At 62.5% G+C, this 13,452-nt stretch carries 13 protein-coding genes; 2 read left to right on the forward strand and 11 right to left on the reverse strand.

Annotated elements, in window-relative coordinates; translation table 11 throughout:
• Positions 1-247: 247 nt before the first annotated feature.
• From ACO77H_RS22240 to ACO77H_RS22265, 6 genes are all read right to left on the reverse strand, one after another.
• Entirely contained in the window at positions 248-1,645 is a 1,398-nt protein-coding gene (locus ACO77H_RS22240; protein ID WP_432754566.1) for a sigma-54-dependent transcriptional regulator, read from the reverse strand.
• Positions 1,635-3,413 (reverse strand): ATP-binding protein, encoded by a 1,779-nt coding sequence (locus tag ACO77H_RS22245; protein ID WP_432754567.1) that lies wholly within the window; start codon positions 3,411-3,413, stop codon positions 1,635-1,637. The genes ACO77H_RS22240 and ACO77H_RS22245 overlap by 11 nt, the downstream gene beginning before the upstream one ends.
• On the reverse strand, positions 3,410-4,537 hold the full coding sequence (locus ACO77H_RS22250; protein WP_170056800.1) for a GNAT family N-acetyltransferase: 1,128 nt from the start codon (positions 4,535-4,537) through the stop codon (positions 3,410-3,412). The genes ACO77H_RS22245 and ACO77H_RS22250 overlap by 4 nt, the downstream gene beginning before the upstream one ends.
• 95 nt (positions 4,538-4,632) lie before the next feature.
• A complete protein-coding gene (locus tag ACO77H_RS22255; RefSeq protein WP_170041825.1) occupies positions 4,633-5,487 on the reverse strand; it encodes an alpha/beta fold hydrolase in 855 nt (284 codons plus the stop codon).
• Positions 5,484-6,878, reverse strand: a complete 1,395-nt coding sequence (locus tag ACO77H_RS22260) for an aspartate aminotransferase family protein (protein WP_057438348.1) — start codon at positions 6,876-6,878, stop codon at positions 5,484-5,486. The genes ACO77H_RS22255 and ACO77H_RS22260 overlap by 4 nt, the downstream gene beginning before the upstream one ends.
• The gene (locus tag ACO77H_RS22265; RefSeq protein ID WP_170041824.1) at positions 6,871-7,569 is read right to left on the reverse strand and encodes an MtnX-like HAD-IB family phosphatase; all 699 of its coding nucleotides are present in this window, start codon (positions 7,567-7,569) and stop codon (positions 6,871-6,873) included. Before ACO77H_RS22265 ends, ACO77H_RS22260 begins: the two co-directional genes overlap by 8 nt.
• A 230-nt stretch (positions 7,570-7,799) precedes the next feature.
• Between ACO77H_RS22265 and ACO77H_RS22270 the strand changes: the two genes are divergently transcribed.
• On the forward strand, positions 7,800-8,564 hold the full coding sequence (locus ACO77H_RS22270; protein WP_432754568.1) for a MipA/OmpV family protein: 765 nt from the start codon (positions 7,800-7,802) through the stop codon (positions 8,562-8,564).
• A gap of 154 nt (positions 8,565-8,718) precedes the next feature.
• Here ACO77H_RS22270 and ACO77H_RS22275 read toward each other — a convergent pair whose 3' ends face one another.
• From ACO77H_RS22275 to ACO77H_RS22295, 5 genes are all read right to left on the reverse strand, one after another.
• Positions 8,719-9,117 carry an EamA family transporter gene (locus tag ACO77H_RS22275; RefSeq protein WP_170041958.1) on the reverse strand — a complete coding sequence of 133 codons (399 nt, stop codon included), beginning with the start codon at positions 9,115-9,117 and terminating at the stop codon, positions 8,719-8,721.
• A gap of 11 nt (positions 9,118-9,128) precedes the next feature.
• Complete coding sequence (locus ACO77H_RS22280) at positions 9,129-9,509, reverse strand: transporter (protein ID WP_169954466.1); 381 nt, start codon at positions 9,507-9,509, stop codon at positions 9,129-9,131.
• Positions 9,506-10,426, reverse strand: a complete 921-nt coding sequence (locus ACO77H_RS22285; RefSeq protein ID WP_432754569.1) for an arginase — start codon at positions 10,424-10,426, stop codon at positions 9,506-9,508. The genes ACO77H_RS22280 and ACO77H_RS22285 overlap by 4 nt, the downstream gene beginning before the upstream one ends.
• 191 nt (positions 10,427-10,617) lie before the next feature.
• Positions 10,618-11,271: a DsbA family oxidoreductase gene (locus tag ACO77H_RS22290; RefSeq protein ID WP_169954468.1), complete on the reverse strand. Its 654-nt coding sequence runs from the start codon at positions 11,269-11,271 to the stop codon at positions 10,618-10,620.
• Between the two features lie 61 nt (positions 11,272-11,332).
• Positions 11,333-12,352 carry an alpha/beta fold hydrolase gene (locus ACO77H_RS22295; protein ID WP_432754570.1) on the reverse strand — a complete coding sequence of 340 codons (1,020 nt, stop codon included), beginning with the start codon at positions 12,350-12,352 and terminating at the stop codon, positions 11,333-11,335.
• A gap of 182 nt (positions 12,353-12,534) precedes the next feature.
• On the opposite strand from ACO77H_RS22295, the gene metR reads away from it, so the two are divergent.
• Positions 12,535-13,452, forward strand: coding sequence for a transcriptional regulator MetR (metR, locus tag ACO77H_RS22300; RefSeq protein WP_032859924.1), 918 nt, complete (start codon positions 12,535-12,537; stop codon positions 13,450-13,452).

Consider the following 13,452-nt stretch of genomic DNA (forward strand, 5'->3'; position numbering starts at 1 on the left):
CTCAGTGTGCTTCCCCGATCCCTTGTAGGAGCTGTCGAGCCCCGGCGAGGCTGCGATGGGATCAACTCCGTATACCTACAAAACCGAGCTGCCTGCATCGCCGCCTCGCCGGGGCTGCGATAGGATCAACTCGGTACACCTGCAAAACCTAGTTGCCTGCATCGCCGCCTCGCTAAAGCTCGACAGCTCCTACATTTGCTCAGTGTGCTTCCCCGATCCCTCGTGGGAGCTGTGTGACTCCCAGGGCTCAGCGCACGATCTTGTCAATCTGGATGCCGAGCTTTTTCAAGCGGTACCAGAAGCTGCGCTCGGAGATCCCGATCCTTGACGCCGCAGCCGCCTGCACCCCATTGCTCTCCTGCAACGCCGCCAGGATGTACGCCTTCTCCACTTCTGCCAGCGCCGCATCCAGGTCCCGAGGCACGCCCGGGCCTTCGCTGAGAATCGTCGTCACATCACCCGCCGTCGGCTGGGACGCAAACAGATAGGCCGGCAGGTCAATGTCCTCGATCACCGGGCTGGCCGCCACAATAGTCGCGCGCTCCACGCAGTTTTGCAGCTCACGGATATTGCCCGGCCAGTTGTAGGCGGCCATGGCCTGCAAGGCATCTGCGCTGAAGCCGGTGATGCGTTTGCCGGCGGTGGCGCTCAGGCTGCGGGCAAAGTGCCGGGCCAGGGGGGCGATGTCTTCGACACGCTCGCGCAGGGCGGGCAGCGGGATCGGGAAGACGTTGAGACGGTAGTAGAGATCCTCGCGAAACTCCTTGTTCGCCACCGCATCCAGAAGGTTCTTGTTGGTGGCGGCGATCACCCGCACATCCACCTTGCGTTCACGCGGGTCACCCACCGGCTCGATCACCCGCTCCTGCAAGGCGCGCAGGATCTTGGCCTGCAACGCCAAGGGCATATCGCCTACTTCGTCGAGAAACAGCGTGCCCTTGTCCGCCTGCATGAAGCGCCCTACCCGGTCAGCCACGGCGCCGGTAAACGCGCCTTTGCGATGACCGAACATTTCGCTTTCCAGCAAGCCTTCGGGGATCGCCGCGCAATTGACCGCCACAAAGGGTTTGTCTGCACGGTTGCCATGCTTGTGAATGGCGCGGGCGACCATTTCCTTGCCGGTGCCGCTTTCGCCGGTCAGCAAGATGGTGGCATTGCTCTCGCGCACCGAATCCACCGCCTGTAACACCCGGCGAAACGCCGGGCTGTCACCCACCAGGCTGTCGAACTGGGCGTGCTCATCAAGCTCGGCGCGCAGCCGTGCGTTGTCGCGCATGATGTCGCGAAACTGCAAGGCCTTGGCCACGGTGATGTCCAGCTCGTCGATATCGAAGGGCTTGGCAATGTAGTCGTAGGCACCATTGCGCATCGACTGCACGGCATTTTTCACCGTGCTGTAGGCCGTCATCACGATCACCGGCAACTGCGGGTAGCGCACCTTGATCTCGGCCAGCAGTTGCGGGCCGTCCATGCCGGGCATGCGCCAGTCGCTGATCACCAGGTCGATGTCTTCCTGCTCCAGCACCTTGAGGGCATGCAGGCCGTTGCCGGCGATAAACACCTGGATCTCGTTCTGGCTCAGGGCCGACGCCAGCAAGTCGCAGAGCTTGGGCTCGTCGTCGACCACCAATATGTTATGCGTCATGACTGTCCTCGTCGTCGCCGTCATCTTCACCGTTGGCCGGTATGTACAGGCTGAAGGTAGCACCCGCATCCTTCTCGCTGGTGCACTCGATGCGGCCATCGTGACTTTCCATGATTGAGTAGACTTTCGCCAGGCCCAGGCCGGTGCCCGAGGCCTTGGTGGTGACGAAGGGGGTAAAGATCCGCTCGATCATTTCCGGCGCGACGCCCGGGCCACTGTCGCTGATGCTGATCACCGTGAAGTGTTCGACGCGGCTGATGCCCAACGTCAGGCGCCCACCCTCGGGCATCGCATCGACGGCATTGAGGATCAGGTTCAGGCACGCCTGCTTGATTTGCTTGGCGTCCACATACAGGGTCGCGCCGGGCGCCTGGTCGTCGAGGCGCGCGTCGATGGCATGACTGGCCAGTTCCGGCGCGCAGAAACCGAGGATTTCTTGCGCCAGCGGCCGCGCCAGTTGCTGGCTGCGCAGCGGTTCGCTGGGCTTGGCAAAGTCGAGGAAGTCGGTGATCAGGTCATTGATCCGGCTGACTTCGCTGATCACGTATTCCAGGTGGCGCTTGTCGGTCTCCGGTAGATCGGCGCGGCGGTGCAGCAGTTGGGTCGCCGTCTTGATGATGCCCAGGGGGTTGCGGATTTCATGGGCCAGGCCCATCGCCACTTCGCCCAGGGCATGCAGGCGATCGCGGCGCCGCAGTTGCGCTTCGAGGTGATGCAACTCACCCAGGCGTTCGGTCATGTGGTTGAAAGTGCTGCTCAGTTGCGCCAGCTCGTCACCGCCGGTGACGGCCACGCGGTGCTGGTAGTTGCCGCTGATCACCGCGCTCACGCCCTGGGACAACTCGCGCAGCGGCCGCGTCAGGTGCCGGGAAACCAGCACCCCGGCGCCCAGGGACAAGGCAGAGCTGAGCAGGAAGATCAGCACGAACAGATTGCTCTGGTTCACCAGCCCCACCAGGCTGGTGTGGCGCAGCAGGCCACTGAAGATCACACCCTGCAACTCGCCGGTGTCATTGAAGATCGGCCAGTACAGGCCGCTGTAGTTGCTGGTGAACTGTTCGCTGGGCTGCTTGGTGCTGCGCAGCAGGGTTTCCACGGATTTCGGCACGCGGGTCGGGTGGTCTTCAAAACGCTGGGTAGAGAAGATCTCCGAGAAACCATCGGTATTGGCCAGGTACAGGCGCAAGTCCAGGGAATGCACCTCGGCGACACTGGTCAGGAAGCTGCTGTCCAGGTAGGTGCCGACCAGCAGTTCATAGTCGACGCCATCCTGGCTGGTCTCGAACGACGAAATCACGGCCCCGGTGGCCACGCCGCCGACCTGCACGGTTTGCAGTACGGCATTGGGGGCGAGGCTGATTTGTTTCACCACATCATCGCCCACGGTGCTGAACATCACCTTGCTGTCACTGCTGCGAATCAGCGTCACCACGTCAATATCAGTGGCGCTGGCAATGTCCGCGATCAAACGGTCATGACGCATCGCTTCATGGCTGGAGGGCGGACGCACATACCGCAGGAAGATCTGCGCGACACGGGCGTTGTCGTGCAGGATGTCGCTGACTTCATCCTTGACGATGCGGGTCGATTCCTGCAGCCAGATGCGCACGTTACTGTCGAAAATCTGCGACAGGGTGGTGGCTGCCAGCTCCGCGGCGATCATCGTCGGGATCACCGTCACCAGCCAGAACGCCAACACCAGCTTGCGCTGCAGGCTCCAGCGGGAAATGGCAAACGGGCGGGCTTTCTGGCGGGTTTTGGCAATCATCGGGTTTCGCTTATTGCAGCAGCCATGGCAGGGTCGGATCGGTCCGGGCGAATAAACATTCTTACCAGCTTGAGCAGGGTGTCGAGCAGGCGGTTGCGATGCTGGAAGAACAGCGCATTACCCGCGAACTCGCAGCCCAGGCGTAGCTTACTGGCATACCCGGCCTGCCCGCACTCATACAACGCAATATTGTGCGCGATGCAGTAGTCGACGTTGGTCAGCCAACTGCGAAAGTACAGGTTATGTTCACGGCTGTGGGCCAGGTCGTGGGCAAAGAACTTGTCGATCAGCCGGTGCTGGTCCAGCAGCACCAGGTTGAACGCCACCAGTTGCCCGTCCACCCAGTAAAGTACACAGCGCGCCCGTTGTTCAAGCTGGGCGAGCACCTGGCTGAAATACCCGGCGGGCAGGCGTTCGAATTGCAGGTCAGCGCGGGCCAGCGTGGCCTCGTAGAGGCGCATGATATCCGGCAGCACATCATCGATATTGTCCCGCCACTCCACCTGCGGCCCCGGCGCGCGCATCTTGCGCCGCAAGTCCTTGCGCGTGGATTTGCCCAGGGAGCCCAGGTAGGCATCCACCGAACCGTAGGGCAGCGGCAACAGCCCCGTAGGCAGGCTCGGCATGCTGTGCAGGCCGGCAGCCTTGCAGCTGTCGGCCCAGTCCGGGTCCAGGGTCGGGGCGTCCTTGACGGCCAGCAAGCCGATGCCAAAGGCATCGGCATCCCGGCGCGCGGCGGCCAGCAGGTGTGCCAACAACGCGCCACGGCGTGAAGCGGGCACGTGGCTGGCGACACCGGCATGGCATTGCTCGGCCACCGGCGAGCCGATCGCATACAGGCCCAGGCGCAAAACCCCGGGCCGCCAGCGCTCCAGGCGTTGAGTAAAGCGTTTGGCGATGCCCGACACGGTGGTGTCGAGGCGGTAATGGGTGATGAACGCCGGGGCAACGGCCAGCAGTTGCCCATCCTCATAAAGGGCCAGGTAGCGCCATTGGAAATCCTCGATGGCGGCGTTTTCCACGGCAACGTAGTAGTCCCAATCTTCCAGGGCCTGGGGAAAGCAGTCGTTCCAGGCGCTGCGGTCGATGGCTTGGATAGTTGAATAGGCTTTAGTGCTGATCACAGCGTTTCCTTCATCTAAAAACACCGCGTAAACCGGGCCATATGCGTCATCGTTCACGACCATCGCGGGCAAGCCCGCTCCCACAGGGGGCGGTGTCAAGCCCGGAGATATTCGTCCACAGGGGTGGTGTGTTGTTCAATAAAGTCCGCACTCAGCTCGATCACCCGCCGGTATTGCAGGTCAACGGTGATCATGTGGTAGCAGTTGTCCAACAGGATCTTGGTCACCGGGCCGCCCAGGTGGCGTTCCACGTAGTCGGCGTTCCAGCGGCTGGTGATGTCGTCCTCGATGGAGTGCAGGACCAGCGCCGGGGTCTTGATCGACGGCATGCGTTTTTTCACCACCGCGTTCATCCAGTGCAGCTCGCGTACGGTGACGCCCTCCATGGTCAACAACCCGGCCTCGCTGCTCTCGCCCTCTTTCATCTGCCGCTCGACGATGGCCCGCAAGCGTTCGTTCTTGATGCCGTAGGGCGGCTTCTCGGTAAAACGGAACAGGCGCACGCCGAACGGAATACGGATCAGCAACGGCGTGATGAAGGCAAATTTGTTGATGCTCCAGCCGTCGTACTTGAGGGTCGTGGAGTACATCAGCAACCCGGCGACCTGGCCCGCAAACTCCGAGGCCAGGTACATCGACATCACCGCGCCCATGGACAAGCCACCGACGAACACCTGCGCATGGCGCTGCTGCACGCCGACAAAGGTCTTGCGCACACCCTCGTACCAGTCGCGCCAGCCGGTGGCCTGCAGGTCTTCGTTGCCCCCGCAGTGCCCGGCCAGGGTGGGCACGTACACCGTGCAGTTGCCCGCCTTGGCCAGGCCCTGAGCGACCCGACGCAACTCGGTCGGGGTGCCGGTCAGGCCGTGGATCAACAGGATCCCGACCGGACCGTTGCCGAGAACGAAGCCGGCGTTGCCTTCGCCGAGATCGATATCGGCCAGGCTCACCGCTTCATCGCTCGGGTCAGCAGTTGCTCCAGCAGCTTCAGGCCCAGGTCGATTTCCGGGTAGCTGATTTCCAGGGAGGGCGCCAGGGTGATCACGTTCTTGTAGTAGCCGCCCACATCGAGGATCAACCCGAGTTTCTGGCCGTCGACCAGCATGTCGCCTTTCATGCCCTCGTCAACCATGTAGTCCAGGGTCGCCTTGTCCGGGGTGAAGCCATCGGGGCCGCAGATTTCGCAGCGCAGGGCCAGGCCCAGGCCATCGACGTCGCCGATGATCGGGAAGCGCTTTTGCAACTCTTGCAGGCCTTCAAGGAAGTATTTGCCCTTGGCCATGACCATCGCGCCGTAGTCGACTTCGCTGGTCATCTTGAACATTTCCAGGCCCACCGCCGTACCCAGTGGGTTGGAGGCGAAGGTGGAGTGGGTGGAACCCGGCGGGAAGATTTTCGGGTTGATCAACTCTTCCTTGGCCCAGATGCCGCCCAGGGGGTTGAGGCCGTTGGTCAGGGCTTTACCGAACACGATCACGTCCGGCTGCACATCGAAGTGTTCGATCGACCACAACTTGCCGGTGCGCCAGAAGCCCATCTGGATTTCATCGACCACCATCAGGATGCCGTGCTGGTCGAGCACCTGCTTGAGTTCGCTGTAGAAGTTCATCGGCGGGATTACGTAGCCGCCGGTGCCCTGGATCGGCTCGACGTAGAACGCTGCGTACTCGCTCTGGCCGACTTTCGGGTCCCACACACCGTTGTATTCAGTCTCGAACAGGCGCGCGAACTGCTGCACGCAGTGGCTGCCGTATTCTTCCTTGGTCATACCCTTGGGGCCACGGAAGTGGTACGGGAACGGGATGAAGTTGGCGCGTTCGCCGAAGTGGCCGTAGCGACGACGGTAGCGGTAGCTGGAGGTGATGGACGACGCGCCAAGGGTGCGCCCGTGGTAGCCGCCCTCGAAGGCGAACATCAGGCTCTTGCCGTTGGTGGCGTTACGTACGACCTTGAGCGAATCCTCGATGGACTGCGAACCGCCGACGTTGAAATGCACCCGGCCATCGAGGCCGAATTTTTTCTTGGCGTCCACCGCGATCATTTCCGACAGCTCGATCTTACCCTTGTGCAGGTACTGGCTGGCGATTTGCGGCAGGGTGTCGATCTGCTGTTTCAGCGCATTGTTCAGGCGCGGGTTGGCGTAGCCGAAGTTGACCGCCGAGTACCACATTTGCAGGTCGAGGTAGGCCTGGTCTTCGGTGTCCCACACGTAGGAGCCTTCGCAACGGCTGAAGATACGCGGAGGGTCGATGTAGTGGACGGTGTCGCCGTAGGAGCAGTACTTGGCTTCTTTATCCAGCAGAACCTGGTCTTCGGCGGTAGCGATACGGATATCAGACATGATGAAAGAGTTCCTGATTTTCAAAAGTGAAATGGGTGGCGTTGGCGGCGATGCCCTGGGGCAGCTTGGCCAGCAAGGCCGGCAGTTCGGCAAAGGTGTCGAAGCGCAGATGGGGGATCTCGTGGGCTTGGCAGTACTGCGCCAGGCTGCCCTTGGCGAAGACGAAATCGGCGGTGGTCGACACGCACATATCGGACTTGCCGTCGCCGATCACCAGCACCCGTTTGTTACGCGGGGTGGACTTGCATTTGCAGTTGCCCGAGGCCGCGCGGCAGGCGTCGCTGGCATGGGGGAAGTCGATGCGCCAGCTGTTCTGGTCAACCTGGCGCAGGCGGTTGGCGATGATCGGCAGCAAGGTCACGTAGTTGCGCGAAAGGATCCGCGCGATGCCTTGCTCGATGCCGTCGCTGACCACCTCAAGGGACGCGCCCTGGCCCAGGACATGGTCGACGAAGTCCGGGAAGTCCGGGTCGATCTCGACGGTGTCGAAATACGCCAGCAGTTCGGCCGGGCTCGCCTTGATCAGCGCCAGTTGGCGGCTCAGGCATTCGCGCGAACCGATATGGCCATCCAGCCATTGCTGCTCGATGGTTTCCCATTCGGGGCCGGCGAAGCGTTGGAGAACATTGTCGATGACATCGGTGGGTGTGATGGTCCCATCGAAGTCACACACGATATGCCAGTCATTCATCTGCGTTTACCTTGGATGCTAGCGCGCTGATGCGCCGTTACCAGGGATAGAGCAGGGACTGTGCCAAGTGGGCAAAACCCAGCAGGGCTGGGGCTCGCGGGCATGGATGGGTGATAAAGGCTGCGGCGAAGCTACAAATTTTGTAGGTCGCTACAAACAACATGAGTGCTTGCACAAGCCCCCGCGCCTGCGCGTTCATGCGCGCATGTTTTGCAAGAGGAGCAAGCAATATGTTCAGGGTGACTTCGCTGGTATTCGCCGGCGTCCTGGGGCTGTGGATGGACTCGGCAGCGGCGGCCGGCATCAGCGGCGAGGTGGGCCTGGGCTTGAGCTATCAGCCACGGGAACCCGCCGCCAGCCGTTATCAGACCGTGCCTGTGCCCTACTTCGACCTGGATTGGGGAGATGTCAGCCTCGATACCGATGACGGCCTGACCTGGCGCGCGCTCGACAGCAATGGCTTGAGTGCCGGGCCGTACCTCAATTACTTGCCGGGACGCACGGCCAACGGGCCGCTACAGGGCTTGCGGGATGTGTCGGACATGGCCGAGGTCGGCGGGTTTATCCAGTACGCGCCTGCCGACTTCTGGCGGGTCTATGCGCAACTGGGCCGGGCCGTGGGCGGTGCCCGCGAGCAGAGCGGCGTGCTCGGCAAGTTGGGTGGGGAGTTGGGCTACCCGCTGGGCGGCGCAGTGATTGGCAGCACGGGCCTGGTCGCGCATTTTGCCGACGGCCGCCAGGCCCAGACATTTTTCGGGGTGGATGAGCATGAGGCGACAGACTCCGGGATCCGTCCGTACAGCGCCAGCGGCGGGTTCCAGAACCTGACCCTGACCCAGAGCTTGCAGATCCCCCTGGCACCGAAGTGGACGTTACTGACCAGTGCCAGTTGGGTGCATCTGCTGGGATCGGCGGCCGACAGCAGCATCGTGCGCCAGACCGGCGAGGTCAACCAGGGACAGGTGCAGACGGCGATCAGCTATACCTTCGATTGATTGTCTCAAGGGCGACACCCATCAAAATGTGGGAGCTGGCTTGCCTGCGATAGCCTCACCGCGTTGTAACTGAGACACCGAGGCGCCTGCATCGCAGGCAAGCCAGCTCCCACACAAGCCCGCTCACACATTTAGTCCGTATTTCACAGGGAACTCAGTTTTCTTCGCCCTCGGCCAGCAGTGCAATCCCGCCAATAATCACCACCACGCCCACCCAATGCAGCAAGCTGATGTGCTCGCCCAACCCCAGCCAGGAGCCGAGCAACACCACCACAAACACCAGCGAACTCAAGGGGAAGGCCAGGGACAGGCTGCTGCGTCGCAGGATCAGCATCCACACAAAGAACGCGCCGATATAGCAGGCAATCGCCGCCAGGATCCCCGGGTTGACCGCCACCGCCGCCAACCACTGCCAACTGAAATCCATCTGCCCTATTTGATCGCCGGCCACCTTGGTAAACAGCTGCCCGGCGCTTTCGGTGAGGATCAACAGCGCCCATAACACGACCGTGCCCAGGCGCCCATGCAGCCAGCCTTCCGGACGGATAGTCATCTCTTGCGCACTCATGATTGTGCTCCTGCTACAGCCACCAACATCACGCCGGCGGTAATCACCATCGTGCCCAACCAGCGCCGGCGGCTGACGGTTTCGCCCAGCACCACTTTGCCCGCCAGCACCACCCCGCAATAGGCCAGCGCGGCGGCCGGGAACAGCAGGCTCAACGGCGCACGGGACAAGGCTTCGAGCCAGACGAAAAATTCGATGACATAGGCGCCGATGCCCGCCCACAGCAACGGCGCATTGAACACCTGGCCCCAGAAGGCACTCAGGCGAAACCCGCCGGAAAGCTCCGGCAAGCGGTCCAGGCCCAGTTTGAAACACAACTGGCCGATCACATCGAGCACGATGGAAATGGCCACCAACAACACCACGGTCAGGGTCACGGAAACAGCTCCTCGAACAGGTTGATCAACGCTTCATTGGTGGTCGCGTTACGCAGCAGGTCGTCGTCGCTCCAGCGTTCGGCCGGTGGCTGGTCGGACTTGGCTTCCCAGCGTTTGAACGCGTTGCTGAACGCAGGCCGGGCAAACTCGCCACACACGTCGATGCCAATGATCCGCTTGCTCGCCGCCAACGCACGCAGGGCTTGCAACAGGTGCGTCAGGCGCATGCCGCCCTGGTCCCAATTGGTGGCCGCGTCTTCGCTGGCCAGCACGTCCTTGTCGAGGGTGATCCATACCGCCTCGGTGGGCAGGCTGGCGATCATTTGCTCAAGGAATGCAGGCCAGTCGAGTTCAGCGAGATTGCGCCAGTGCAGGTGGTTTTCCTGCTGTGCATGGCCGGCGCCATCCCCAACCCGGCCCCAGACTTTCGACGGCGCGTGCTGCCAGGGAAACAACTGCAGGTGCCCGCGCTTCAGGGCGCCAAGATTGCCGCCACGCAGTTGCGGGTTGTGCAGGTCATCGCTGCACGGGCCGAGGGTGACGATGCGCTTGATCGCCGGCATCTTCAGGGCCTGGTTGACCCACGAGCCGCAGTGCCGGCGCGGGGCCAGGCGTACCCAGTCGGGGTGGTTGTCGAAGTGGATCAGGCTGATCGGCTGTTGCACTTCGGCGAGAAAGGCCGGGGTCAGGTGGTGGTAGTCGCCGGAGCCGACAAAGAAGATTTCCGGCCGCGCCGTGCTCGGCCGGGGCCGTTGGGCCAGGCGCTGGGCAAAGCGTTTCCAGGTTTTTTCGGTGGACCACAGGCGCAGTTTCGGGCCCAGGTCGAGCAAATCCAGGCGCGTGGCCTGACCACTGGCCAGACGCCGGGCGATGGGTGCCTGGGCTGTGAGGCTGTGGTCGAGATCGAGAATATTCAAGGTAATGTTTCACCCCTTGGCAGTGCCCAACCGCACGCCGGCTGGGCTTTAGGGGGGTAATGCAAGGGATGGGCCAGGAGCCAATGTGGAAACGGGCTTGCTCGCGAAGGCGGTGGGTCAGTTAAGAGATACTTAGCTGATATACCGCTTTCGCGGGCAAGCCCGCTCCCACCTTTGGCCGGTGGTGTTTGTTAGCTTTTGGCTTCGTTGATGATCTGGCGGATCGCCCCCACAAACGCTTCAGCCGGCTGTCCGCCGCTGACCGCGTACTGGTCGTTGAACACGATGGTCGGCACCGAACTCACCCCGCGCGATACCCACAGTTGCTCCTGCTCGCGCACCTTTGCGGCGTACTCGTCCGAAGCCAGAATCTCGGCTGCGCGCTTGAGGTCCAGGCCAACGCTCTGGGCAATGATTGCCAGCGTGGCGTGGTCGGACGGGTCCTGGCCATCGCTGAAGTAAGCCTTGAACAACGCGTGCTTGAGGTTGTACTGCAAGCCCTCAAGCCCAGCCCAATGCAGCAGGCGATGGGCGTCGAAGGTGTTGTAGATACGACTTTGGCCATCGGTACGGAACGCAAAGCCCAACGCGGTGCCCAGGTCGCGGATGCGCGCGCGGTTGGCCTGGGACTCTTCGGCAGTGAAGCCGTATTTCTCGCTGATGTGCTCCACGATATTCTGCCCTTCGGCAGGCATGTTCGGGTTCAGTTCGAACGGCTGGAAGTGGATCTCGGCCTGCACTTCGGCGCCCAGCTGGTCCAGGGCCTCGGTCAGGCCGCGCAGGCCGATGACGCACCAGGGGCAGGACACGTCGCTGACGAAATCGATTTTCAGGGAAGTACTCATTCAGGCAACCTCGCAGGCATTACACGCCATAAATGTCGCACCATACACCCCTACGCGCCGCTCATAAAACCTTGGAAGGCGGCGCGGGATCAACCTGCGCCCAATGCGCCGCCTCTTCGCGGTGGGCTTGCAGGTACGGCAACACCGCCGCCAGCAACGGCGCCTTGAACGCTTCCTGGAACCGATGGGCCAGACCCGGGATCAGCCGCAACTGGCTGCCCTGGATATGCGCCGCCAGGTGCACCCCATGCATCACCGGCAGCAATGGATCGGCCGTGCCATGCACCACCAGGGTCGGCACCCGCAGTTGGTTGAGCAGCGGCACGCGGCTCGGTTCGGCAAGGATCGCCATGATCTGGCGCTTCACACCCTCGGGATTGAACGCCCGGTCATAGGACTGCGCAGCCTGCTGCAACAACGCCTGGCGATCATCCTTGACCTCGGGGCTGCCCAGGGCCGCCAGCAAGTCGGCCTGCTGCTCCAGGGCCACTTCGCGGTTGGGCGCACTGCGCCGTGACAACAGTTGTACCAGCGCGGCATTCGGCGCAGGCAGGCCTTCGGCACCGGAGCTGGTCATGATCAGGGTCAGGCTTTCCACGCGCTGCGGGGCCATGGCCGCCAGGTGCTGGGCGATCATCCCACCCATGCTCGCGCCCAGCACATGGAACTGGCGCACCTGCAACGCATCCATCAATCCCAGGGCGTCGTCGGCCATGTCGGTCAGGGTGTAGGGCGCGGCCACCGGCAGGCCGAGTTTGTAGCGCAACACTTCAAAGGTCAGGTTGGCACTGGCGGGCGGCTGGCGCCAGGTGGACAGGCCGACGTCGCGGTTGTCGTAGCGGATCACCCGAAAACCTTGTTGGCACAAGGCGACCACCACCTCGTCCGGCCAATGGATCAACTGCCCGCCCAAGCCCATCACCAGCAGCAACGCTGGGTCAGAAGCACGGCCAATGCTCTGGTACGCCAGGCTCACCTGGTCCAGGTCGACCCGCTCAGTCGGGACATTGACATCACATCGAGACGCCGCAAAAGACGGCAGGCCGACCAGTAAGGCAGCCAGTAAAAGCAACACGCGCATGAAAAACACCGAAACGCAGAACCCCAGTAGAGCGCGAGTCTGATGAAGTTTGTTCAAGCGCGCTGCCACATTTACGTGACAGTTTGATGAAGAGCGCCCAGCGGTCATGGTCGACAGATTTGCCAACATGAGACAAACTCACGCTATCCGAACTTGTCACAAATTGTCTTCATGGAGAGCCCGTGCTCGAAATCCGTCATCTCAAGACCCTGCACGCCTTGCGCGAAGCCGACAGCCTGGTGGAAGCCGCCGAGCGCCTGCACCTGACCCAGTCGGCGTTGTCCCACCAGTTCAAGGAGCTGGAAGAGCGCATGGGCATGCCGCTGTTTGTGCGCAAGACCAAGCCGGTGCGCTTCACCAGCGCCGGCCTGCGCCTGCTGCAACTGGCGGATGCCACCCTGCCGCTGCTGCGCGGTGCCGAACGGGATATTGCGCGCCTGGCCGGCGGTACTGCCGGGCGCCTGCATATGGCGATCGAATGCCACAGCTGCTTCCAGTGGCTGATGCCGACCATCGACCAGTTCCGCGATGCCTGGCCGGAAGTCGAGCTGGACCTGGCCTCCGGCTTTGCCTTCGCCCCGCTGCCAGCCCTGGCCCGTGGCGACCTGGACCTGGTGGTGACCTCCGACCCGCTAGAGCTGGCGGGCATCACCTATGTGCCGTTGTTCACCTATGAAGCGATGCTCGCCGTGGCCAACCAGCACGCCCTGGCGAACAAGCCATACATCGTGCCCGAGGATTTGCTCAGCGAAACCTTGATTACCTACCCGGTGGAGCGCGACCGCCTGGACATCTTCACTCGCTTCCTGGAACCGGCCGACGTCGAACCCGCCCAGGTGCGCACCTCGGAGCTGACGGTGATGATGATGCAACTGGTGGCCAGCGGACGCGGCGTGTGTGGCATGCCCCACTGGGCGCTGCACGAGTACAGCTCGCGGGGTTATGTGAAGGCCAAGCGGCTGGGGGAGAAGGGTCTGTTCGCCACGCTGTACGCCGGGATCCGCGCAGATATGCTGGATGCGCCGTACATGCGCGACTTTTTGCTGACGGCCAAGGACACGTCGTTTTCGACCCTGGATGGGGTCAGCGCGGTGCGGTGA

The sequence above is a fragment of the Pseudomonas sp. WMBT8 genome (genome assembly GCF_050916005.1).
In the GTDB taxonomy this organism is placed as follows: Bacteria; Pseudomonadota; Gammaproteobacteria; order Pseudomonadales; family Pseudomonadaceae; genus Aquipseudomonas.